This is a genomic window from Alteromonas sp. R7, from assembly GCF_055755235.1.
The window spans coordinates 397,132-420,288 of sequence record NZ_JBVTQX010000003.1 but is presented as its reverse complement, the minus strand read 5'-3'; the positions used below and the strand labels follow the sequence as shown (position 1 = coordinate 420,288).

At 43.8% G+C, this 23,157-nt stretch carries 18 protein-coding genes; 9 read left to right on the top strand and 9 right to left on the bottom strand.

What is annotated here, in order from left to right:
- Window positions 1-35 precede the first annotated feature (35 nt).
- Together AC0J2X_RS07505 and AC0J2X_RS07500 are read right to left on the bottom strand one after the other, a co-directional pair.
- Window positions 36-803 carry an SDR family NAD(P)-dependent oxidoreductase gene (locus tag AC0J2X_RS07505; protein ID WP_014976730.1) on the bottom strand — a complete coding sequence of 256 codons (768 nt, stop codon included), beginning with the start codon at window positions 801-803 and terminating at the stop codon, window positions 36-38.
- Window positions 804-879: 76 nt separating this feature from the next.
- Entirely contained in the window at window positions 880-2,682 is a 1,803-nt protein-coding gene (locus tag AC0J2X_RS07500) for an acyl-CoA dehydrogenase (RefSeq protein ID WP_278711962.1), read from the bottom strand.
- Between the two features lie 142 nt (window positions 2,683-2,824).
- Between AC0J2X_RS07500 and AC0J2X_RS07495 the strand changes: the two genes are divergently transcribed.
- Both AC0J2X_RS07495 and AC0J2X_RS07490 read left to right on the top strand, forming a co-directional pair.
- Window positions 2,825-3,814 (top strand): GlxA family transcriptional regulator, encoded by a 990-nt coding sequence (locus AC0J2X_RS07495; protein WP_278711961.1) that lies wholly within the window; start codon window positions 2,825-2,827, stop codon window positions 3,812-3,814.
- A gap of 262 nt (window positions 3,815-4,076) precedes the next feature.
- The gene (locus AC0J2X_RS07490; protein WP_278711960.1) at window positions 4,077-6,323 is read left to right on the top strand and encodes a TonB-dependent receptor; all 2,247 of its coding nucleotides are present in this window, start codon (window positions 4,077-4,079) and stop codon (window positions 6,321-6,323) included.
- Between the two features lie 93 nt (window positions 6,324-6,416).
- Here AC0J2X_RS07490 and AC0J2X_RS07485 read toward each other — a convergent pair whose 3' ends face one another.
- The 4 genes from AC0J2X_RS07485 to AC0J2X_RS07470 form a co-directional block, all read right to left on the bottom strand.
- Window positions 6,417-6,773 carry a hypothetical protein gene (locus AC0J2X_RS07485; RefSeq protein ID WP_069944449.1) on the bottom strand — a complete coding sequence of 119 codons (357 nt, stop codon included), beginning with the start codon at window positions 6,771-6,773 and terminating at the stop codon, window positions 6,417-6,419.
- 153 nt (window positions 6,774-6,926) lie between these two features.
- Window positions 6,927-9,089: a prolyl oligopeptidase family serine peptidase gene (locus tag AC0J2X_RS07480; RefSeq protein WP_278711959.1), complete on the bottom strand. Its 2,163-nt coding sequence runs from the start codon at window positions 9,087-9,089 to the stop codon at window positions 6,927-6,929.
- 47 nt (window positions 9,090-9,136) lie between these two features.
- The gene (locus AC0J2X_RS07475; protein ID WP_278711958.1) at window positions 9,137-12,271 is read right to left on the bottom strand and encodes an efflux RND transporter permease subunit; all 3,135 of its coding nucleotides are present in this window, start codon (window positions 12,269-12,271) and stop codon (window positions 9,137-9,139) included.
- Window positions 12,268-13,503, bottom strand: coding sequence for an efflux RND transporter periplasmic adaptor subunit (locus AC0J2X_RS07470; protein ID WP_014949732.1), 1,236 nt, complete (start codon window positions 13,501-13,503; stop codon window positions 12,268-12,270). The genes AC0J2X_RS07475 and AC0J2X_RS07470 overlap by 4 nt, the downstream gene beginning before the upstream one ends.
- Window positions 13,504-13,883: 380 nt before the next feature.
- Here AC0J2X_RS07470 and AC0J2X_RS07465 point away from each other — a divergent pair, with 380 nt between their 5' ends.
- Window positions 13,884-14,192, top strand: a complete 309-nt coding sequence (locus AC0J2X_RS07465; RefSeq protein WP_014949733.1) for an isoamylase early set domain-containing protein — start codon at window positions 13,884-13,886, stop codon at window positions 14,190-14,192.
- A 120-nt stretch (window positions 14,193-14,312) separates the two neighbouring features.
- Here AC0J2X_RS07465 and AC0J2X_RS07460 read toward each other — a convergent pair whose 3' ends face one another.
- Window positions 14,313-15,239, bottom strand: a complete 927-nt coding sequence (locus tag AC0J2X_RS07460) for an electron transfer flavoprotein subunit alpha/FixB family protein (protein WP_278711957.1) — start codon at window positions 15,237-15,239, stop codon at window positions 14,313-14,315.
- Window positions 15,236-15,988, bottom strand: coding sequence for an electron transfer flavoprotein subunit beta/FixA family protein (locus AC0J2X_RS07455; protein WP_014949735.1), 753 nt, complete (start codon window positions 15,986-15,988; stop codon window positions 15,236-15,238). The genes AC0J2X_RS07460 and AC0J2X_RS07455 overlap by 4 nt, the downstream gene beginning before the upstream one ends.
- A gap of 371 nt (window positions 15,989-16,359) precedes the next feature.
- On the opposite strand from AC0J2X_RS07455, the gene AC0J2X_RS07450 reads away from it, so the two are divergent.
- The 5 genes from AC0J2X_RS07450 to fldA all read left to right on the top strand — a co-directional run bounded on the left by AC0J2X_RS07450 (window position 16,360) and on the right by fldA (window position 20,286).
- Window positions 16,360-18,009: an electron transfer flavoprotein-ubiquinone oxidoreductase gene (locus AC0J2X_RS07450; protein WP_278711956.1), complete on the top strand. Its 1,650-nt coding sequence runs from the start codon at window positions 16,360-16,362 to the stop codon at window positions 18,007-18,009.
- Between the two features lie 122 nt (window positions 18,010-18,131).
- A complete protein-coding gene (locus tag AC0J2X_RS07445) occupies window positions 18,132-18,530 on the top strand; it encodes an H-NS histone family protein (RefSeq protein ID WP_278711955.1) in 399 nt (132 codons plus the stop codon).
- A gap of 82 nt (window positions 18,531-18,612) precedes the next feature.
- On the top strand, window positions 18,613-19,392 hold the full coding sequence (locus AC0J2X_RS07440) for an alpha/beta fold hydrolase (protein ID WP_278711954.1): 780 nt from the start codon (window positions 18,613-18,615) through the stop codon (window positions 19,390-19,392).
- Window positions 19,393-19,516: 124 nt separating this feature from the next.
- Window positions 19,517-19,735 carry a DUF2788 domain-containing protein gene (locus tag AC0J2X_RS07435; protein WP_012519093.1) on the top strand — a complete coding sequence of 73 codons (219 nt, stop codon included), beginning with the start codon at window positions 19,517-19,519 and terminating at the stop codon, window positions 19,733-19,735.
- Between the two features lie 26 nt (window positions 19,736-19,761).
- Window positions 19,762-20,286, top strand: coding sequence for a flavodoxin FldA (fldA, locus tag AC0J2X_RS07430; protein ID WP_014949739.1), 525 nt, complete (start codon window positions 19,762-19,764; stop codon window positions 20,284-20,286).
- 99 nt (window positions 20,287-20,385) lie between these two features.
- On the opposite strand, the gene AC0J2X_RS07425 is transcribed toward fldA, so the two are convergent.
- Window positions 20,386-22,392, bottom strand: a complete 2,007-nt coding sequence (locus tag AC0J2X_RS07425) for a methyl-accepting chemotaxis protein (protein ID WP_131137408.1) — start codon at window positions 22,390-22,392, stop codon at window positions 20,386-20,388.
- Window positions 22,393-22,707: 315 nt separating this feature from the next.
- Between AC0J2X_RS07425 and fur the strand changes: the two genes are divergently transcribed.
- The gene (gene fur / locus AC0J2X_RS07420; protein WP_014949741.1) at window positions 22,708-23,136 is read left to right on the top strand and encodes a ferric iron uptake transcriptional regulator; all 429 of its coding nucleotides are present in this window, start codon (window positions 22,708-22,710) and stop codon (window positions 23,134-23,136) included.
- Window positions 23,137-23,157: the final 21 nt, after the last annotated feature.

Here is a 23,157-nt window from a genome sequence, read left to right as displayed (position 1 = left end):
AATTTCTATTATTAACGCTTGTTGCGGTGCCTGCTCTAGGCCAACATACCACCGTCGAGTACTACGGACTGACCCGTCATGAATGACGACTCATCACTACACAACCAAGCAATGGCATTAGCAATCTCTTCCGGTTTACCCAAACGCTTCATTGGATTTGCGCCAATAAGCCCTTTTTGGCCTCTTTCATCCAATTTTGATAAAACGCCTTGCACCATAGGAGTATCTACAAAGCTTGGACAAACAGCGTTAATGCGAATGTTCGCCCTTGCGTATTCCACCGCCGCCGATTTAGTAAGCCCCACTACCCCATGTTTGGAAGCGCTGTAAGCGCTAATCATAGGCGCAGAGCGCAATCCAGCTACAGAGGCAATATTGATGATGTGGCCACCGCCTGTCGCCGTCATATGCTTGAGGGCGTTTTTCATGCAATACCATACGCCAGCTAAGTTGACCTGAATATTCTTCATGAACATGGCGTCATCGACTTCAGTTAGCGGAGCTGGAAAATGGTCGATACCCGCGTTATTAATAATTACGTCAATCTTGTCGTTATGAGAAAGCGCCGTGTCGAACATCGCTTTGACCTGAGCCGGTTCGGTAACATCCACTGCCACCGCATAGGCTTTGCCACCTGCAGCAACAATTTCTTCAGCCAATGTTTTGGCGTTTTCTTCGTTTAGATCGGCAATACCGACTGTTGCACCACGCGCACTCAATACGCGGGCCGAAGCAGCACCGATACCCGAGCCGCCACCAGTAATAAGAATATGTTTACCTTCAACATTTGCAGCTACATTCATTAGCTGTACTCCAATTTAGTGAACAAGCGCAACGCCGTTAATTTTGGTCACTGCGCATGCTCTTTGTTTTGAATGATTAAAAATAACTCGCTTTTACGTTGTTACACGTTGCCTCGCGTGAAGAAAGCACTTCAATATCGCGACTGACCAGCGGTAACTCCCAATTTAAGAAGTATTCCGCGGCCGCTAATTTACCTTCATAAAAGTCAGCGTCTTGCTCGCCAGCACCGTTAGCGAGTGCTTGTTCGGCAACATTTGCCTGGCGCAGCCAAATCCAGCTCACCACACAACTTGAAAATACGTTTAAGAAGCAACTCGCATTGGTTAGCAAGACTGGTTGCTTATCTGAGCGCAAATCGTCTGCTGCCTGTTGAATTAAACCACCAAGCTGGTCTAGATAAGGTTTTAATTTTGCAGCTAGTGCCTGCGCTCGCGGTGTTTCTGCGCGCTTCATATCACTGGTTACACGAGAAAGCAGCACCTGAAGACCTTTGCCGTCGTGCTGCCATAACTTTCTTCCAAGCAGATCTAACGCCTGAATACCATTCGTGCCCTCGTGAATTGGGTTTAAGCGGTTATCTCGCCAGCACTGCTCAACAGGATATTCACGGGTATAGCCCGCACCACCTAGAATTTGAATTGCCAAATCGTTGGCTTTAGGGCCAAACTCTGAAGGCCATGCTTTGAACACGGGTGTTAAAAGATCTAAAAGCTGAGAAAGTTCGGCACGTTTTTCGCTGTCAGTTTCCGTTTCCATCTCATCGATGAGCATGCTGCCGTACAAGCAGAGGGACATACCGCCTTCACAGTAGGCCTTTTGCGCTAGCAACATACGTCGCACGTCACCGTGATTGATAATAGGTGTAGGCTCGTCTTCTGGCGCAAGATTAGGCGCAGCGCGACCTTGGGTACGATCTTTTGCGTATTCTAGTGAGTAACGGTACCCGCGATACCCTATCATGGCAGCACCATAGCCCACGCCAATGCGTGCTTCGTTCATCATCATGAACATGTAGCGCAAACCCTGGTGCGGCTCGCCAATCAGGTAGCCGTGGCAGTCACCATTTTCGCCAAAAGTTAGTGCGGTTGAAGTTGTACCTCGGTAGCCCATTTTATGGATAAGACCAGCAAGGGTTACATCGTTGCGCACATCTGGATTGCCTTCAGCGTCGAGACGGTATTTAGGTACAGCAAATAAGGAAATGCCTTTTACACCAGCTGGACCACCTGGAATTTTCGCCAACACCAAATGTACGATGTTGTCAGAAAGCTCATGCTCACCACCTGAGATATAAATCTTGCTGCCTTTGATTCGGTACGTACCATCATCTTGCGGCCTTGCTGATGTACGAATATCAGCAAGTGACGAACCGGCATGGGGCTCGGTAAGTGCCATGGTTCCAGTGAAGTCACCCGCTAGCATTTTTGATAGAAACGCACCTTTGATATCTTCGGAGGCAAAGTGTTTAATGACATTGGCGGCCGCCGCAGTTAAGAAAGGGTAAGCGGTTGAAGATGGGTTTGCCGCTAAAAAATAGCTCGCGCAGGCATTCATCACGGTAACAGGAAGCTGCATACCGCCATCTTCAAAATCGAAGTGACCCGCGATAAAGCCCGATTCTCTATAAGTATCGAAGGCCACTTTTACGTCGTCAATCATAGAGACTTTAGTGCCATCGAATGTAGGCTCGTTTTTATCAGCAACGGCATTATGAGGAAGAAATAACTCTTCTGCCATCTTCTCGGCCATATCAATAACAGCGTTGAAGGTTTCTACATTGTGCTCTTCGAAGCGAGCTTTTTCACATAAGGCTGCGGTGTTTAATACTTCGTACAGCTGAAATTGCATTTCACGGCGGGGAATAAGTTGATCGGCCATGGTGTCCTGTCCTCTACGAAAACTTGTTAACACATTGTGTCATATTCGTTATCGTGCCATCATTGTCATTAATGACACAATAATGGTCAATCACGCCAACAATCACTGAGTTTTATCTTATTTTATAACTCGAATTATTTTTATGAATGACACGAAGTTCACCGTTACCGTACTCGGCTTTAACCAAGCCTTGGCATCTGCCATTACAGGAGCCCTCGATGTATTTGCTTTCGCAGGTATTAGTTGGCAGCGAATACACAACTTACCAACCAACCCTCAGTTTAAAGTACAGTTGGCCAGTCACCATGGGCAGCCTATTCTTTGCTCTAATCAAGTTGTTCTACAGCCCAATATCGCCATCGAAGAAGTCTCACAGACTGATGTCTTGTTAATTCCCACCATTGGTGGCGATATTGATGAAGTGCTAGAAAGCACAGCGCCTCTGCTTGTACATATAAGGCGTCTTCAGAAAATGGGGGCCGACATTGCCGCCAATTGCACCGGTACTTTCCTTTTGGCCCAATCCGAATTATTGGATAATAAAATTGCCACTACTCATTGGGGATATGCAGATAAATTTAAGACCATGTACCCTACCGTAAACTTACAACCTGAGAAAATGGTTACTGAAGACGATACGGTGTTTTGTGCAGGCGGCGGCATGGCGTGGATTGATTTATCTATCTTGTTGATAGAACGCTACTGTGGTCATCAGATTGCGAGCGATACGGCAAAATCCCACGTTTTGGATGTGTCCAGAACAAGCCAAACTATTTATGCCAGCAGTCGTCAGCGACGATTTCACTCAGACAAGGACATTAAAGCGGTACAGTCTTTTCTGGAAAAGAACGTACAAAATAAATGTACGCTAAGCGAACTAGCGCTACGGCATAATATGACCGAACGCACACTTGTACGCCGATTTAAAAACGCGTGTGATATTACACCAGGTCAGTATTTACAGTCGCTGCGCATTGAGCACGCGAGAAAGCTCTTAGAAACCTCCAGTATGCCCTTAGAGAGCGTGATTAGCGCTGTAGGCTATGAAGACCTTAGCTCTTTTACTCGACTATTTAAAAAAACGACTGGTTTATCACCTTCTCAATACAGAGCGAAATTCAAGCGAGGCTAATTTGATTTAGATGGTTAGTAGACTACTTGCACCAAAAAATATCTCTCTATCAAGTTTGATGTTCCATGCCTGTGCACACAGGCTTTTTAGTTATATTCAATCTAACTAATATTGTGCATTTTCGATGAAAAACGCCTTGGTTTGCACAAATTTGAAGTTTTTATGTAAAAGTTTGTGTAAAATGCAGCGCCAAGCATAGATTGTTATTTTTTGTGCTAAAAACACTACAAAAGTATAAATTTAAAATCATCTTGGTGGAAACATGAGAACACACAAAATCGCCACACTAGCGTTAGCCGTTAGTGCTGCGTTCAGCTCTTCAGTTCTTGCACAAGAGGCCGCGACGACAGAAAAAAAAGAAGCCTCACTTGAACAGATTACCGTTACTGCGCAAAAGCGTACTCAGTCAATTCAGGAAGTACCTATTTCTGTTGCGACACTAAGCGGTGAGAAATTCGAAAGCCTATTCTCTGGCGGTGAAGATATTCTTGCTCTAGCGGTTCGCGTACCAGGTCTTTATGCTGAGTCATCAAATGGTCGTGTTGCACCGCGTTTTTATATTCGTGGTCTAGGTAACACCGACTTCGACCTTGCTGCATCACAACCTGTTTCTATTATCATGGACGAAGTGGTAATGGAAAACGTGGTACTTAAAAGCTTCCCGCTTTTCGACGTTCAGCAAGTTGAAGTACTTCGTGGCCCACAAGGTACACTATTTGGTCGTAACACCACTGCTGGTATCATTAAATTTGATACAGTAAAACCAACCCAAGACGTTGAAGGTTACGCGAAAGCAGGCTTCGGTTCATACGGTACAATGAACTTCGAAGGCGCTATTAGCGGCGGCCTTACTGACGAACTTTCTGCCCGTCTTTCTGTATTGTCACAAGAGCGTGATGATTACATCGACAACGCAGCAACAGGTCAAAACGACGCATTAGGCGGCTTCGACGAAAAAGCATGGCGCTTACAGCTTCTTTGGGAGCCATCAGCGGACTTCTCTGCACTTCTCAACGTACACGGCCGCGACTTAGACGGTACTGCTTCAATTTTCCGTGGAAACGTTTTTAATAAAGGCAGCAATGACCTTAACGATAGCTACGACCGCGAAACAGTAAGCTACGATGGCGATCTAGAAGGTAACGGTACAGATAACAACCCACAGTCTTATGAAGGTTTAGGTGCATCACTTAAACTAGAATACGACATGGACGATGTAACCTTTACTTCAATCTCTGCAATTGAAACCGCTGAAGGTTCAAGCCTTGGCGACATCGACGGCGACGCGATTGCTTCACAAAACTTTGTGACTCAAGATAACCTTGACGATCTAGAGCAGTACACGCAAGAATTTCGTTTAGCAAGCAACACCAGCGACCCAATGAACTGGCAAGTAGGTGCTTTCTATTACGACGCATCGTTCAACGTAACCAGCATCGACGGTTTCTTTGGCGCGACTACGGTATTCCATGAAAACCAAACATGGGCGGTATTCGGTCAGTCATCTTACCAAGTTAACGACAAGCTAAACGTTACTGGTGGTATCCGTTACACTCACGACAAGAAGTCTCTTGTGGTTGGCGAACAGAACGTTGACGGCTTTGCCGTTGTTCTAGGCATTGCTGCCGTTCAGGATTACGAAGACATCAACGTAGATGACGGTCAAACAAGCTTTGAGCTTAGCGCGAACTACCGTGTAACTGACGACATGTCTGTTTTTGCTCGCTATGCTAATGGTTTCAGAGCGCAAACTATCCAAGGTCGTGACGTTGCATTTGAAGGTGCACCTTCAGTTGCAGACGCAGAAACGATCAACTCTTTTGAAGTGGGTATTAAGTCAGACCTATTCGACGACACGCTACGTCTAAACGCTGCTGCGTTCTACTATACCGTTGATGACATGCAGTTCTCGGCCATTGGTGGTGGTAACAACTTTACTGCGCTAGTGAATGCTGACGAAGGTGAAGCTTATGGTTTTGAAGTAGACGCTCAATGGCTAGCGACTGACGAACTTATCTTTACTGCTGGCTACAGCTACAACCACACTGAAATCAAAGATGATTCTCTAACGGTTGCACCTTGTGGTACAAGCGCATCTGATGGCTTCACTGGCTACTGTACAGTAACTGACGAGCGCCCTGATGGATTCAATGCAATCATTGACGGAAACCCTTTCCCGCAAGCACCTGAATCAATCTTTAACTTCACTGCACGTTACACTATCCCTATGGGTGATGACGGTGAGTTCTTCGTGTTTACTGATTGGGCGTTCCAAGGTGAAACCAACATCTTCCTATATGAAGCGGTTGAGTTTACTACAGACGACAATTTCGAAGGCGGTCTACGCATTGGTTATGAGAACTTTGCGCACAACTACACGGTAGCGCTATTCGGTCGTAACATAACAGACGAAGACAACGTTAAAGGTGCAATCGACTTTGCAAACTTAACGGGTATTGTAAACGAACCTCGTATTTGGGGTGTTGAGTTCAAGTACACATATTACTAAGACAAGTTAAGTAGCTACTCTCTTCCATTGTAGCTACCTATCTATTTAGTAGAAAAGCGGTGACGTTGAGAAACGTTACCGCTTTTTTATCTGTTACGCCGCCATATGAATATCAGACGTAGGCATTTGTACTAGCTGCTGTAATTTTCTGCACACTTCCACCCAGCGGGCAACTTTCTGGTAGTAGACCTGCTCAATTAACTGCCCTTTTTCATTAAACAAAAAGCTCGCTAATTTCCCCTTATTACCCGGCATATAAAAGTGATGCACGGTAAATTGATGAGACAAAGGGGCATGTACCACCTTTTGATACATACAGAAAGGCAACCCATTTGCACGCTCGTCGCCCCCAGTCAAGCGGCTACGGCGTTGAAACGTGTCTGATCCGAATTCTGCCATAATGCCGTGTTTTGAAATAAGCTGATCAACCGCTTTAATGCCTGTTTGCATAACTATCTCCTAAACGTTGCGCTCTTTAGCGAACCAAGATGAGACTCAAAATAAACCATACTGATATTTATACAGTATATGTCCATTTGTTTAAAATGCAAACAAAAAAGCCGCTTTTTAAAGCGGCTTCTATTTAATAGCAGTATATATGCGCTAGTTGAGAGCGGATTCCAAAAAGGCCCACTGGTCGGCATACCCTTCTATTTGCATCCACGTAGGCGTACCCGCACCGTGACCAGCTCGAGTTTCAACACGAAGTAGAATTGGGTTATCGCAGCTTTGGTCAGCCTGTAGTTGGGCTGCAAATTTATAGCTGTGCCACGGCACAACACGGTCATCGTGATCACCGGTAGTAACTAATGTAGCTGGGTAGCACGTGCCCGGCTTAGTGTTGTGAAGTGGCGAATAAGCATAAAGCGCTTCAAATTCGTCTTTGTTTTCACTTAACCCATAATCAGAGGACCATGCTCGCGCATTTGCACTAGGTGTGTGATAGCGAAGCATATCTAACACGCCGACTGCAGGTAAGGCAGCAGAGAAGAGATCCGGGCGCTGTGTTAAGGTCGCACCAACAAGCAAACCGCCATTCGAGCCACCTTGGATACCCATTTTCTCAGGCGTGGTGTAGCCACTTTCAACCAAATACTCGCCCGCGGCGATAAAGTCATCAAATACGTTTTGCTTATCTAACTTAGTCCCAGCCTTGTGCCACTGTTGCCCATACTCACCACCACCACGTAAGTTAGCTATGGCCAGTACATTGCCCTGCTCTACCCACACCATGCGCGATACTGAATAGCGGGGCAGCAGTGAAATATTAAAACCACCATACCCGTACAGTAACGTTTTATTATTTCCATCTAGCTTCAAGCCTTTTTTATGCACAATAAACATGGGAACTTTTGTTCCATCTTTACTGGTGTAAAAAATTTGCTTTGTTTCGTAGTCATCATAATTAACACCGGTATCGATGGATTTAAATAATGATGACTCGCCGCTTTTTACGTCATACGCAAATACTTGGCCAGGATTTGTGAACCCCGTAAGTTTATAGAACGTTGTATCGGCATTTTTGCTTCCGTAAAACCCGCTAACACTTCCAATATCATTAAACGCAATTTCATCTATTTTCTTGCCGTTTAAATCAAATACACTTACCTGCCCTTTTACATCTTTTAGATACTGAGCAAAAAGTTTTTCACCCAATAGTGAAACGCTCGACAAGGTATCAGATGTACTTTCAATTACGGTTTCCGTTGCTTTAACGCCACCATCGAAATCAACCTTAATAACCTTACCTGTAGGGGCATTTGCTGTAGATGTGAAAAATAACTCGTCGTCATGCTCGCCAATTAGGTCGTAACGGCCATCCCATTTGTCGAAAACCGGAACGAGCTCACTGTTATCATTTACCAGCGATTTAGCATAAACACCATTCGCCTGATATCCCTCGAACACAGAAATGAGCAGTGTTTTGCCATCTTGAACAACCGAGGGATAAGGGTTCCATGTAGGTTTATTGTCAAACGCAAATACCTTTTTGTCTTCACTTTGCGCTGTACCTATTGCGTGAAAATAGATAGATACGGTTTGGCTATCGTCATACTTACCAGCTTCATTTTGGGGGTAACGTGAATAGAAAAAGCCGCTTTCATCGGGCAACCACGCGATATTTGAAAACTTAATGCCTTTAATAGTGTCAGTTAAATCCGACTTCTTACTGGTGTCACGAACGTGAATAGTTTTCCAGTCTGTACCACCGTCAGAAAGCATGTAGGCCAAGAACGAGGCTTTAGGGCTTAGTTCAGTTGACGCCATAGACACTGTGCCATCTTCACTCAATGTATTTGGGTCAATCAGTACTTCAGGCTCACCGTTAACGCCGTCAGCCATATAAAGCACATATTGGTTTTGCAAGCCGTCGTTATAAGAATAAAACAGCTTGCCGTTTACCATATATGGCGTTGAGTATTTTTCGTAGTCCCACAGCGCTGTTAGACGTTCTTTGTATCTTTCTCTAGAGGGCAATTCAGCCAGGTAAGGACGAGCAAGGGTGTTTTGAGACTCAACCCAAGCACTTACCTCTTCGCTCTTTTCTTCTTCTAGCCAGCGGTATGGGTCGCTCACTACAGTGCCATGATAGTTGTCTTGCTGAGTCACAGTTTTGGTTTCTGGATAGTCGGACACTTTTGGCATGCCGCCACTTTGTGATTCACCTTGCACTGAACTAGTAGATTCGGTATACGAGCTTGTACACGCCAAGGTTAAACCTGCTGATGCCGCTACTATGGCAGCGTATATTAGATTTTTCTTCATTTTTATTCCTTAAACGAAAAATGCCGGTTTCAACCGGCATTTTCTATTTAGCTTTCTGTCGTAACTTGCGTATGTTTTCGACCTTTAAACACGCTTTTAAGGTCATTTAAAATAAGGTACAGCGCTGGGACAAGCAGCAAGGTGATCACCGTGGCGAACAAAATACCGAAGGCCAATGAAATAGCCATTGGGATCACAACTTGAGCCTGTAAACTGCGCTCAAAAACAATTGGCATAAGCCCCATAAACGTTGTTAGTGAGGTGAGGATAATTGCTCTGAAACGCTGAGTACCTGCGCTAATAGCAGCATCCATTAGCGACATGCCTTCTTTGCGCGCACGGTTAACGAAATCCACCATGATCAAGCTGTCGTTAACTACAACCCCAGACAACGCAATTATACCGCAGATAGAAAGTACGCTTACCGCCATACCTAATACCAAATGCCCCACAATGGCGCCTACGATACCAAAAGGTATAACCGACATAATAATAAACGGCTGGCTGTACGATTTAAGTGGAATAGCAAGCAAGGTATAAATGGCAAAGAGTGCAAATAAAAGCCCCTGCATTAGGCTGATCATAGCGTCAGCCTGCTCTTTCGAGTTACCTTGAAGCTGGAAGTCCACCTTGGGATACCGCGCTAATAGATCCGGCATCAGATTTTCAATCACATCATTGGTTACTTCTGACGGGTCAAGCAACGCTTTATCCACTGCACCAGTTACGGTTACCGAGCGTTTACCATCGACACGAATAATTGAATCAAAGCCCTGACCAACTGTAAATGTAGCCACCTGCTCAAACGGAATTTCTTGCCCATTTGGCGCGCGGATACGCATGTTTTCAAGATGCTCTATAGAGCTACGTTCCGTTTTCGGATAACGCACCATCACTTTGATTTCTTCATCGTCACGCTGGATACGCTGTACTTCCGCACCATAGAAACCAAAGCGAACCTGCTGACCTAAATCACGCAAAGAAATACCTAGCGCATCAGCCTGAGGTTTTAGCGCGAGTTGAATTTCTTCGCTTCCGCCTGAGAAGGTGTCGTTAATGTCGGTCACACCTTCGTATTTATCCAACGCTTCTTTAAGTTCATCACTTATCGAACGAAGGGCCTTAATATCGCTTGAGCTAAATTCAAAGCTCAGGTCTGAACCACCACCTGGGCCACCCGGAGAGCTAATATTAAACGACTTAACACCTGGGATTTCTGGTAACTCTTGACGCCACATGTCTTGAATTTCAAAGTCTGTCAGCGTTCGCGTTTCACCTTTGGTGAGCTCTGCGAAAATCTCGCCCCCAAGATTGCCGTTATCAAAGGCAATGGCGTGCTTTATAACGTTTTCACCCGACTCTTCAGCTACTTTTTCATCCATACGATGCATGGCCTCGCGAAGCGTAGTCAGTACATTATCACGCTGTTCAAGCGAAGACCCTGGCTCAAGCTCGAAACTTGCAATCATAAAATCGCTAGGAATATTCGGGAAAAATACAAAACGTACAATACCACCACCGAACAGGCCTACTGTGAGGATCAGCATAGCCATAAACACAGCAACCGTGGTGTAGCGATTTCGTACAGCTGTAGCCAAAAATGGCGCGTATTTATTATTTATAAACGTCTTAATACCTTCGCTGAAGAAATCTCGGAACTTTTGAAATCTGTTCGCCTTTTCAGGATCGTATGGCTTAAGCTTCATGTGTACCAAGTGAGCCGGCAATATTAGTTTGGACTCAATGAGCGAGAAAATAAGGCACACGATAACCACCATACCGATGGTTTTCCAAATAATTCCAAACGGCCCAGATACCATCAGCATGGGCGAGAATGCGGCAATGGTTGTCAACACGCCAAATGTCGCTGGCATAGCGACCCTTTTGACGCCCGCTATCACGTTTTCAGTGCTATGGCCTTTTTTGTCTATTTCAGAATACGCCGATTCCCCCATGATAATGGCGTCGTCAACCACAATACCCAGCACAAGAATAAACGCGAACAGGCTAAGCATGTTGATAGACACGCCAACCATATCTAGCGGCATAACTAACAAGGTGCCAAGAAAACAAACCGGCAAGCCCACAATGACCCAAAACGCGAGCTTAATTTTTAAAAACAAAGAAAGTACCAAGAAAACCAGAAGCGCGCCGAAGAACATGTTTTCCAGCATCATGTTGAGTCGGTCAGCTAAGTAGAACGAACTGTCGCCCCACGTATCAGCTGTAATATGCGCCGGAAATTCCGATTTCTGACTCTCAATATAGGTATTAACTTGCTCAGAGATTTCTAATGCGTTTTGATCACCTACCGCACGCACTCGCAAACTAACAGCGGGTTTATCGTCGAATAGCGCATATTGGTTATTTTCAATAAAACCATCGTTGATATACGCCACATCACCTAATGTCACGCGCGTGCCGTTACCGTTTGTTACTAATACAATCTGCGAGAAATCCCAACCAGTATAGGCTTGCCCTTTCGTTCTAAGCAGAATATCGCCATTTTCAGTGCGAATTGAGCCGCCGGGTAAGTCGACGCTGGTTTGACTTAAACGCGCAACGACATCGGCGAATGTAAGGTTGTATTTTTGCAAATCGACTTCCGAAAGCTCAACGGAAATCTCATAATCCCTTGCCCCAACAACTTGAACACTTGAAATACCAGGTAGGTTAGCAATGTCGTCGCGCAAATCTTTGGCAAACTCTTTTAACTCCCGTTCAGACGCGTCGCCGTAAACCGAGAGCCAAATTACGTCTTGTTGTATTTTTTGACGGTAAATAACGGGCTTTTCAGTGTCTGCGGGAAAGCTCGGAATAGCGTCAACTTGTACTTTTACTTCATCAAGTAAAGATTGAACATCATAGTCTTCTTCCACCTGAATACTTACCGTACCCATACCTTCAACGGCTGTGGAATTAAGCTGCTTAATACCCTCTAAGTCTTTGATTGACTCTTCAATTTTAAGCAGTACGCCCTCTTCTACTTCCTGAGGTGCGGCCCCCAAATACGGTACGCGAACATTAATAACGTCTATCTCGAAATTGGGAAATACTTGCTTCTGAATACTGAAGGCACCAAATAATCCGCCAACTACAAGCAACCACATCAGAAGGTTTGCAGCTACGCTGTTACGCGCGAACCAGGCAATAAGCCCTTTATTGGTATCAATACGGCTCATTCGCTATCACCTTCGGTGGACGTGCTCTCTACTTTATCAGTATCTTCGCTAGCATCTGATTCAGCTGCATCAGAAAGCACAGGTTCATCGCCAGGAAGACGAACTTTCATGCCATTATACGGGTTTGGTACGGCACTTCTCACTACCAGGCTTCCATGCTCAATACCAGAACGAATAAACACTTCTTTAGCGGTTGTGCGCGCAACCTCAACAGGCTTTATTTCAATCTCACGATTGTCGTTAACAGTCAGTACGGTATTGTCTAAACGTAAAATGCTACGAGGCAACACCACCAATTCTTCATTCTGACGAGACGTGATTTCTGCCTCTACAAACTGACCAAAACGAAGGGGGGCATTGTGTGAAGATTTCAGATTGTAAGGATCTTGTACTTCTACAATGGCATATACTACCCGGCTGCCCGTATCTAAAATACCTTCTGAACGCACCAGTTTACCTTCCCATGTACGTTTCACACCGCCCACAGAGGCCGTCAACGAAACCGGAGCGCCGTCATTGGATTGTCCGGCAATATTGATAAACATTAAATCGCTGTCAGTAATAGGCAATCTGACTTCTGCAGTATCGGTGGAGTAAACGGTACCAAGTACTGCGCCCATTGATACAAACTGACCCAGGTCAATATTACGTTCAACCACAATGCCATTATAAGGGGCTGTAATTTGCGTTCTTGCCAAGTTGCGTTTTGCGCGCTCTAGTTTGGCTTCTGCAGCTTTAACGTTTGCTTGTTCTTTTGCCAGTTGCGGCTTACGTAAACCCAACTCAGGCGGTGCAACGCTACTTACCGAACGCCATTCTTGCTCGGCTACTTTGCCGCGAGCTATTTCTTCTTGAAGCGCTGCTTGCGCTTGAGCTAATTCAGCCTCTGCAAGCTTAAGATCCGTGCGATAATCATCTTGTTCAAGTGTTGCCAGCACATCCCCTTTTTTGAATGTACCGCCAGCTATAAATACATCAGACAAACTCACTACTTGGCCACTGACCTGCGCACTTAACGCAGTTTTATTTCGTGGAACAACGTTACCCTGAGATTTTACGATAAAGCTCACGGCCTCTGCTGTTGCTTCTTTCGCTTCAACCAAAAAAGCTGGAATTTCCACGGGTACTTGCTCTGGTGGCTTACGTGATTTGATCATGACTGTCGCGGCGATAAACGCGACCAAAACTATGATTAGTGGAATGCCACTTTTCATCAAGATGGAGTTTTTCATTTACTATCCCTAGGAACGAAGGAAATCCACGCGAGTGAAACGGACGCAACGATGTATTGCACTTTCACATACCACCTGATAACCCACGAAAATCTATTATTATTGTTTCAACACTAGTGTACTGATTTGTGGTTATTGTGCCCACTTAAGATTGTTAAATTTTGTGTCTGTTAATTGTTTTTAAAATACACATAAAAATCAGCCGCCCTAATATAAAAAATTATCAAAAGAATACAAAGTAAGATTGATAATTATCAGATTTTCGTTGATTATTTAATCACTCATTGGTTATGAGTTAACCGGCGGTTGTTATTTGAGCTTAGTCTTTAATGCGAAGTAGCCTCGGGAATGATTTCGCTACGTTGAAGGGAAAACACATTATGAGTCTTAAGAAACAATACCTTAAATCAAAACCTCTGTGCAAAGTGACATTTCGACTAAATGCGGAAGCGGCGCAAGACGCCAAAGAAGCAGCGTTGTGTGGTGACTTTACTGACTGGAAATCACAGCCACTAACGATGAAGAAACTGAAAAGTGGAGACTTTACGTTAACGGTGGATTTAGAGAAGGATCACGAGTACCAGTTTCGCTATCTCATCGATGGTGAAAAATGGGAAAACGATTGGGAAGCAGATGCTTATATTCCCTCACCTGTGAGCATAGAAGACAACTCAGTGGTGCGCGTTTAAATTATTGTTCCATTAAAAAACATACCCGTAACTACTCTAGGTATTTTATAACGATTCCCTACAAAAAAGGCTGCGTATACGCAGCCTTTATCTTCATTTTGCTAAACCTTAAAATTCGATTTACAACGAATTTTCCAGCTCTGGAAGTACATCAAACAAGTCGCCTACTAACCCGTAGTCTGCAACCTGGAAAATTGGCGCTTCCTCATCTTTGTTGATAGCAACAATGACTTTAGAGTCTTTCATACCTGCAAGGTGTTGAATAGCGCCCGAGATACCTACCGCGATATAAAGCTGAGGCGCAACAATTTTACCTGTTTGACCTACCTGCATATCATTCGGAACGAACCCAGCATCTACTGCGGCGCGTGATGCACCAATAGCAGCACCTAGCTTGTCAGCAATGCCCTCAAGAAGCTTGAAGTTGTCACCGTTTTGCATACCACGGCCACCTGAAATTACCACTTCTGCTGCAGTTAATTCAGGTCGCTCAGACTCAGTCAGCTCTGCCGATACGAAATCAGACTTCTCGCTCCCCTTAACAACGTCTAAAGACGTAACTTCTGCGCTGCCGCCTGTTGTTGCAGCATCAAATGATGCAGCTCGTACAGTAATCACCTTTTTCGCGTCAGATGATTGTACGGTAGCAATAGCGTTACCTGCGTAAATTGGGCGTACAAACGTGTCTTCACTCTCTACACCAATGATGTCAGAGATTTGCGCTACGTCTAATAAAGCTGCTACGCGAGGCATAAAGTTCTTACCTGTCGTGGTTGCAGCAGCAACAATGTGGCTGTAGTCAGCAGCAAGTTCTACAACTAGATCAGCCGTATTCTCAGCAAGCTGATGCTTGTAAGCAGCATTGTCAGCAACAAGTACTTTTGCAACACCGTTAATTTGCGCCGCAGCTTCAGCTACTGCTTGGCAACCTTCACCTGCGACTAGCACGTGAATATCGCCACCCATTTTCTGCGCGGCATTAACAAGCTTATGCGTTTCAGTCTTTAAGCTTGCATTATCGTGTTCTGCATATACGAGTACGCTCATGAGATCACCTTTGCTTCATTTTTTAACTTGTCTACCAACTCAGCAACATCTGCCACTTTAATGCCACCCTCGCGCTGAGGCGGAGGCGTCACTTTTAGCACCTTAACGTTTGAGTCAAGTGAAACACCAAAATCCGCAGCCGCTTTAACGTCTAACGGTTTGCGCTTTGCTTTCATGATATTAGGAAGCGATGCATAACGCGGCTCATTCAAGCGAAGATCTGTGGTTACTACCGCTGGAAGCGAAAGTGCAACAGTTTGAAGACCGCCGTCAATTTCACGGGTTACATTTACTTTTTCGCCGTCAACAACGACTTCTGACGCGAAAGTCCCCTGCGGCATACCAGTAAGTGCTGCAAGCATCTGTCCTGTTTGGTTATTGTCAGAGTCGATACTCTGCTTACCAAGAATAACAAGCTGTGGTTGCTCTTCTTCAACTACTTTAGATAACAGCTTTGCCACTTGAAGTGAATCAAGATTTTGGTCGGTATCGATTTGAATACCACGGTCAGCACCTAGGGCTAATGCTGTACGTATTTGTTCTTGGCAGCTCTTATCACCAATTGAAACAACAACGATTTCAGTGGCCACACCTTTTTCTTTTAATCGAACGGCTTCTTCAACAGCAATTTCGCAAAAAGGGTTAATGGCCATTTTTGCGTTGGTAAGATCTACGCCAGACTCATCGGCCTTCACTCTTACCTTAACGTTGTAGTCGATCGCGCGTTTGACCGGTACGAGTATTTTCATATTTACCTCAATTGTTGAGTTCGTCGGTGTCTATTACGTTTCATTAATAATTAACTATTAATAATTAAAAACGTATTACTTCACCACGCTTTTTGAAACTTTAACAATGTGCTCTACGTTAAAAAAGAATCCGTGGAACGTACGTTTTTTAAAGGCTAGCCTTAAAACGCCGTTAACACCACGTTTACGAGCAGTTATAATACACTGCCAGTTAACGTTAACGTAAACTGCTTTGCAATGTACTTACTGTTGACGTAAACGTCAACCTGCATTACCTTGCAAAACGACAATTAATTTACATGTTTTTGACACAAAGCATTATTTGTTTCATCAATAGTGCATTATAAAAATACAAACATAAGGAGCCTCCCGTGGAACGAGAATCGATGGAGTTTGACGTAGTCATCGTCGGTGCCGGCCCAGCTGGATTATCAACGGCTTGTAAGCTTATGCAGCTTGCAAATGAAAAAGACCAAGAGCTAATGGTTTGTGTGGTCGAAAAAGGCTCCGAGGTAGGTGCACACATTCTTTCTGGTGCCGTGTTTGAGCCGCGCTCACTAAACGAACTTTTCCCTGATTGGAAAGAAAAAGGTGCACCTCTCAATACACCCGTAACTGAAGACCACATTTACCTACTTAATGATGAGACTTCAGCGAAAAAGTTACCTAACGCTATTACTCCGAAAACCATGCACAACGATGGCAACTATATTGTGTCTATGGGTAATGTGTGTCGCTGGTTGGCAGAACAAGCTGAACAACTAGGTGTTGAAGTATTCCCAGGCTTTGCGGCCTCTGAAGTCATTTACAATGAAGATGGCAGTGTTGGCGGTGTACTTACCGGCGACATGGGCGTGGGTGAAAACGGCGAACCTAAAGACGGCTACATGCCAGGTATGGAACTACGCGCTAAATACACAGTGTTTGCAGAAGGCTGTCGCGGTCACTTAGGAAAAGAGCTCATTTCGCACTTTAAGCTGGACGAAGACAGTTCACCGCAACATTATGCTATTGGCTTTAAAGAGATTTGGGATATAGACCCATCCAAGCACCAGCCAGGGCTTGTGGTTCACAGTGCAGGCTGGCCACTTGACGATGCAACAGGCGGTAGCTATTTATACCACGCTGAAGATAACCAAGTGTTCGTTGGCCTAATCGTAGACCTAAACTACGACAATCCATACCTAAGCCCGTTTGATGAATTTCAACGTTTAAAGCACCACCCCGTATTTAAACAGTACCTTGAAGGCGGTAAACGTGTCTCTTATGGCGCAAGAGCTATCGCTAAAGGTGGGTTTAACTCGTTGCCTAAAATGACCTTCCCAGGTGGTTTACTCGTCGGCTGTGAAGCCGGAACGCTAAACTTTGCCAAAATTAAAGGTAATCACACGGCCATGAAGTCGGGCATGCTTGCAGCAGAGAGTATTTTTGAAGCCATTTCAGAAAATGCTGAGGCACCAGTAAAAGAGTTAACAAGCTTTACAGAGAAATTTAAATCATCGTGGCTATACGACGAATTGTTCCGCTCTCGTAACTTTGGCCCCGCTATCCACAAACTCGGAAATTTCTGGGGTGGCGCATTTAACACGCTAGAGCAAAATATCTTTAATGGTAATTTGTTTTTCACCATGAAAGACGAACATAAAGACTACGCACAGCTTAAAGAAGCGAAAGATGCAAAAGAGATTTCATATCCTAAGCCAGATGGCGTGTTAAGCTTTGATAAACTGTCTTCTGTATTTTTATCTAATACAAATCACGAAGAAGACCAGCCTTGCCACTTAAAATTAAAAGATCCGTCTATTCCTTTGCAGGTTAATTTACCTAAATTTGCAGAGCCAGCACAGCGCTACTGCCCTGCTGGTGTATATGAAGTAATTGAAGAGGAAGGTGAAAAACGGTTCCAAATTAATGCACAAAACTGTGTTCACTGTAAAACCTGCGACATAAAAGACCCAAGTCAAAATATTAAATGGGTAGTTCCGGAAGGTGCCGGCGGACCAAATTACCCGAACATGTAATTTAAAGTATTAGTTTGCTATTTAACGGATATTTTTAAAAAGCGAGCTTGGCTCGCTTTTTTTTTGTGCTACTTTTATTTATTATCCAATAGAAATTAAGTACAACGTATTAAGGTTAATTAATGAGCGATTTTTTAGATATTTTAACCCATGGAAGACGTTTACAAGGTGCTGTTAAGGAATTAAGCATTGAAGAACTTGAACAAATTCAAGAAAAACTTAGCGGTATAATTGAGAAAAGAAAAGAAAAATTAGTAGAACAAGAAAAGCTTGAGAAAGAAAAATTAGAGAAGCTCGCTGCTATTAAAAAGCAAATGGAAGAAGCGGGATTAAATGTTGAAGATCTACAGGCATTAAATGTAGAAACAAACAAAAAGGTTGGCAAAAAACGTCCGGTTAAATTCAAGCTTGTTGATAGCAAGGGTGAAGAACACCTTTGGACAGGTATAGGACGCATGCCTCGCGTTTATAAAGAAGCGCTAGATAGCGGTAAGTCACTCGACGATTACGCCATTAATTAATTGAAATTGTGAATTAAACAAGGCCTGTTTTTACAGGCCTTATTTTGTTTGAACAGCATGTTCAGAAACGGATAAGTATATTGTGAAGTTGAACTACAAACTTTCGGAATGCGCTTCTACCTCTCCCTGGCTGATTCTCATTCATGGACTATTTGGAAATGCCGATAATTTAGCCGGCATTAAGCGCCACTTTGAGTCTAATTACAACGTGATCAGCATTGATCTGCCTGACCACGGTGAATCCCCATGGACATCTTCATTTTCTGTCGACGATGCTGCAAATGCGGTGTTCGATATTATGCAATCGCTTAATATTAGAGAAAGCGCGGTTTTAGGCCACTCATTAGGCGGCAAAGTAGCCATGAGATTAGCCTTAAACCACGGCGACGTTGTTTCTCACCTCATTGTCGCCGATATTGCACCTGTATCTTACGACCATAGCCACCAAACCGTATTTGATGGACTCAAGGCCGTTCCCTTAGATGCAATTCAAAGTAGAAAAGATGCTGAAAAAGAAATGGCTAAACATGTGAAAGAGCCAGGCGTTCGACAATTCTTATTGAAGAGCCTATATCAAGATGAAAATGGCGATTGGAAATGGCGTTTTAATGTCGATGGATTAATTGCCAGTTATTCTCAAATTATTGATTGGGAACAAACAAATCAAACATTTGATGGCGTAACATTATTCATCAAGGGCAGTGAGTCTGATTATATTACGCCAGCCTATCGCGATGAAATAACACGTTATTTTCCCAAGGCTAAAGCACATGTAATAGAAGGCACTGGCCACTGGTTACATGCAGAAAAGCCAGCGGTCTTTAACGCCGTTGTAGAAAGAACGCTCAATAAATCGTCTTAAAGAAGGGTTTTCATCATCATTTAAGATGAGAATGACTATTATTACCTATTTTTGAACGTTTTAGGCTCTTACAGGCGTATATACTGTGATATAGTTGCGCCAGATTTTTTTAAGTAACAACACTATGCTTGCAGAAAATTACGAACTCATTGAGTCCATCATGCTGTATGGCGGCTTATCTATCCTTTTTGGGTTGATGGGTTTTGCTGTACACGATGTACTGCGTAAGAACGATGTGCCACTTATTGGACGAGTGGTAACGTACGGTGTGCTAGGTTTAGGCGCATTAGGGTTTCTTGCGAAGGGCATTATTGAATGGTTTTGGCTAAGCACAGGCGTTTAATTAGTAACGATTAATAGAGGTTAGATATGGCAAGCGTTGGCCTATTTTTCGGAAGTGACACGGGTAATACCGAACATGTTGCGAAAATGATCCAGAAGGAATTGGGTAAACAGCTAATTGATGTTAAAGACATTGCCAAGAGCAGTAAAGAAGACATCGCTGAATTTGATTTGCTTATCTTTGGTATCCCTACGTGGTACTACGGTGAAGCGCAATGCGATTGGGATGATTTCTTTCCTGAACTAGAGCAAATTGACTTCAACGACAAGCTAGTTGCTATTTTTGGTTGTGGAGACCAGGAAGACTATGCAGAGTACTTCCTAGACGCGATGGGCATGGTACGTGACATCGTTGAAGCCAAAGGTGCGATTTTAGTAGGTCAATGGTCAACTGAAGGCTACGACTTTGAAGCGTCTAAAGGCATGGCTGACGACAATCACTTTGTTGGCTTGGGTATTGACGAAGACCGTCAACCAGAACTAACTGACTCGCGCGTTAAAGCGTGGTGTAAGCAAATTCACGATGAACTTTGCTTGGCCGAACTTGCTTAAGCACAGCTGCGAAAAAGAATACAAAAAACCGCTCTGATGAGCGGTTTTTTTTTAATAATTAATCAGCAGCACCTGCTGTCAGTTACGCTAATTCAGCGATTACAGGTGAAACCGCTCTACTGCTTTTCTCAAGCTCTCAGTTTGCGCGTCCAACAACATTGTCGACTCGTTCGACTGGCGCGTGCTTTGCGCACTGGAGTCGGCTAGTGCAACTATGCGGTTCAAACTTTTCGCAACATCACCAAGTAAAACATCTTGTTGTTCGGTATCAGCCACAATGTGTTCGTTAATATCGCTTAACCGCTCAATGATTTCTCTAATACTCTCGACTTGTTGAGATACTTGCTGGGTAATTTCCACCCCTTCTTGCGCTTGTTCACGCCCTGCATTAATCGCTTTTACTGCCTGCGCAGCATCTTTTTGTAAGTTCCCAATCATCTGCTCAATTTCTTCCGTAGAGTCATGGGTGCGGTTGGCTAGCGTTCGCACTTCATCCGCAACAACCGCAAAGCCTCTACCTTGTTCACCAGCTCTTGCGGCTTCAATGGCTGCATTCAATGCTAACAAGTTGGTTTGCTCTGCAATCGTTTTAATCACGTCTAAGATACTGCCAATATTACGAGAGTTGTCGTCCAAACGATTAATTATCTGCGCCGAAGACTCCGCCTGTTTGGCTTGATTACCCACCTGCTGACTGCTTTTTTGTACCAATTGACCAATGTCTGTACTTTGCTTTGTTATATCGCGTAGGGCGTCCATTGCTTCATTAATTTGGGCGAGGTTGCTGCGGCTTTTTTCCTGTACATGTTTTGTATTCGTAGACGTTACCGTTACTTGCTCACGTTGCTTGTCTACCTCAGATAAGCTCTTATTGCCCAGCTCTACGCTTTCTTTTGTAATGTCTATAAGGCGTTTTTCTTGCTCTAATATATTGCCCACTAGCTCTCGTAAACTATCGGTTAGGCTGTTCACTTTTGCGGAAAGGGCAGAAAACTCGTCATTGCCTTCTTGAGGCAATTTGGTGCTTAAATCCCCTTTACTTAGCTGACTTAAGCCTTTATTGATACGGCCAAGGGGCTTGGAAATACTACGGGTTACAATAACCGCTAAAAATATTGCAGCAACCAAGCCCAGTGCCGCGACAATGATATTGCGCACAAGGTTGGCCTGAACAGATTCAAGAATGGCGTTCTGCCCATCAAGAGATTGCTTCTGGACAGCGTCAAACAAAGTATTAATGTCGGCAAGTGCGGTTTCTAACGCTTCTTTTGCTTCCTTCTGAGCTTTCGCAGCTTTGTCTACTTCAGAAAGTTTTTGTCGCTGCAAAGCAATTAATCCATTTGTGCCGTTTACCGCTTCCATCAGTAAACCATACTGTTCGTTAAAAGAAGCTATCGTACCGCCATCATCTACCCCTGTGGCCAAACGATTTACATAGTCTTTATCTACCTGCAAATTACTCAATTGGTATTCTAAATCTTCAATAATATTGGCACTTTGCGTAGCGTTATCGGTTTCAGCCAGTTCAATGAATGAATCATTCATTGTGAGCAATTTATTGTCTATTGCAGTGCCCGCACCAATTAGCGTTTCAATGCTGGGGTTATTTCCCTCTAAATAGGAAAGATCTAGCATTAACGCACTAGCCTCATCAGCCGTCATTAAGACTTTTTCAAGCTGTGCAGCAAGAGCCTTCTCGATATTCATTCGCTCGTTGATAGCGGTATACATGTCGTTACTACTATTAACGTAGGCTAGACTAACGTCGACAGCGTTACTGGCTACCGCGTTATTTGGCATAAGTGAGTTTAAACGAGACAAGTCGTCAGAGAATGCGGAAGATAGAGTATCAAACGTCTCTTTGTTTGCGACTAGCTCTTCTCTATTTTCGACATGATATCCGTTGGCAGTAATCACTGATAAAGATAGGATCTCAGTCTTTACTTTTACCATGCTGGTCTGAACTGGCATCTTTTGCTCTACAACGTCTTGTGCAGAATCTTTTATTCCGCTAAGACCAAAATAGGAAAGAATACTGGTAAGTAATAATAAGCAGCCGAATAAGCCAAAGCCTAACGTGATTTTATTTATAATTGTTAACTGCATGGGCACTTCCACCAAAAAAACATGCCAAAAAATAAAAAGGGTTGTATCGCCTTTTTAAGTTTAGTTTAACAGGATGTTAATTCAATGCATCAAAAGTTTTATTTATTTTGCACATTTGTTAGATAAATCTTGCACTTACAATCTGGTCAGGCCAGACACCATGCGGGCTGTACCGAAGTAACAATTTTTATCGCACCAGGGCAATGGATAAATTTTCAGCGAGAAAACAAAGTTTCCACGGTTTTGCTTTTAAATTGTTTCAACTTACCTATAATAACCACCAAATACTTATTCACTCGTTCTTAGTAGGTTGTAATGGATCAAAATAAAGAATTGAAAAAAGCAGGGCTAAAAGTCACTCTGCCTCGCCTTAAAATTTTACAAATTCTGCAAGAGCCAGAAAACCAACACATCAGCGCTGAAGACGTTTACAAAATCCTTATCGAACAGGGTGAAGAAATTGGTCTTGCTACCGTGTACCGCGTGTTAAACCAATTTGATGATGCAGGCATTCTTAATCGCCACCATTTCGAAGGTGGAAAATCTGTATTTGAAATCAGTCACAAAGATCACCACGACCACCTTGTGTGTTTAAAGTGTGGCAAGGTCATTGAGTTTGAAGATGACATTATCGAAGAACGCCAAGAGATGATTGCAAAGCAACACAAGATGAAGCTAACGCATCACAGCCTATACTTATACGGTGAGTGTACAGACGGTAACTGCGACAACTTACCTGAATAAGTAACAGTTTTATTCCAGCAA

Coding starts and splice junctions, on each gene's coding strand:
- fur (WP_014949741.1), top strand. CDS start 22,708: ATGGATCAAAATAAAGAATTGAAAAAAGCAGGGCTAAAAGTCACTCTG.
- AC0J2X_RS07505 (WP_014976730.1), bottom strand. CDS start 803: ATGAATGTAGCTGCAAATGTTGAAGGTAAACATATTCTTATTACTGGT.
- AC0J2X_RS07455 (WP_014949735.1), bottom strand. CDS start 15,988: ATGAAAATACTCGTACCGGTCAAACGCGCGATCGACTACAACGTTAAG.
- fldA (WP_014949739.1), top strand. CDS start 19,762: ATGGCAAGCGTTGGCCTATTTTTCGGAAGTGACACGGGTAATACCGAA.
- AC0J2X_RS07425 (WP_131137408.1), bottom strand. CDS start 22,392: ATGCAGTTAACAATTATAAATAAAATCACGTTAGGCTTTGGCTTATTC.
- AC0J2X_RS07465 (WP_014949733.1), top strand. CDS start 13,884: ATGAGTCTTAAGAAACAATACCTTAAATCAAAACCTCTGTGCAAAGTG.
- AC0J2X_RS07480 (WP_278711959.1), bottom strand. CDS start 9,089: ATGAAGAAAAATCTAATATACGCTGCCATAGTAGCGGCATCAGCAGGT.
- AC0J2X_RS07445 (WP_278711955.1), top strand. CDS start 18,132: ATGAGCGATTTTTTAGATATTTTAACCCATGGAAGACGTTTACAAGGT.
- AC0J2X_RS07460 (WP_278711957.1), bottom strand. CDS start 15,239: ATGAGCGTACTCGTATATGCAGAACACGATAATGCAAGCTTAAAGACT.
- AC0J2X_RS07490 (WP_278711960.1), top strand. CDS start 4,077: ATGAGAACACACAAAATCGCCACACTAGCGTTAGCCGTTAGTGCTGCG.
- AC0J2X_RS07470 (WP_014949732.1), bottom strand. CDS start 13,503: ATGAAAAACTCCATCTTGATGAAAAGTGGCATTCCACTAATCATAGTT.
- AC0J2X_RS07475 (WP_278711958.1), bottom strand. CDS start 12,271: ATGAGCCGTATTGATACCAATAAAGGGCTTATTGCCTGGTTCGCGCGT.
- AC0J2X_RS07495 (WP_278711961.1), top strand. CDS start 2,825: ATGAATGACACGAAGTTCACCGTTACCGTACTCGGCTTTAACCAAGCC.
- AC0J2X_RS07485 (WP_069944449.1), bottom strand. CDS start 6,773: ATGCAAACAGGCATTAAAGCGGTTGATCAGCTTATTTCAAAACACGGC.
- AC0J2X_RS07500 (WP_278711962.1), bottom strand. CDS start 2,682: ATGGCCGATCAACTTATTCCCCGCCGTGAAATGCAATTTCAGCTGTAC.
- AC0J2X_RS07435 (WP_012519093.1), top strand. CDS start 19,517: ATGCTTGCAGAAAATTACGAACTCATTGAGTCCATCATGCTGTATGGC.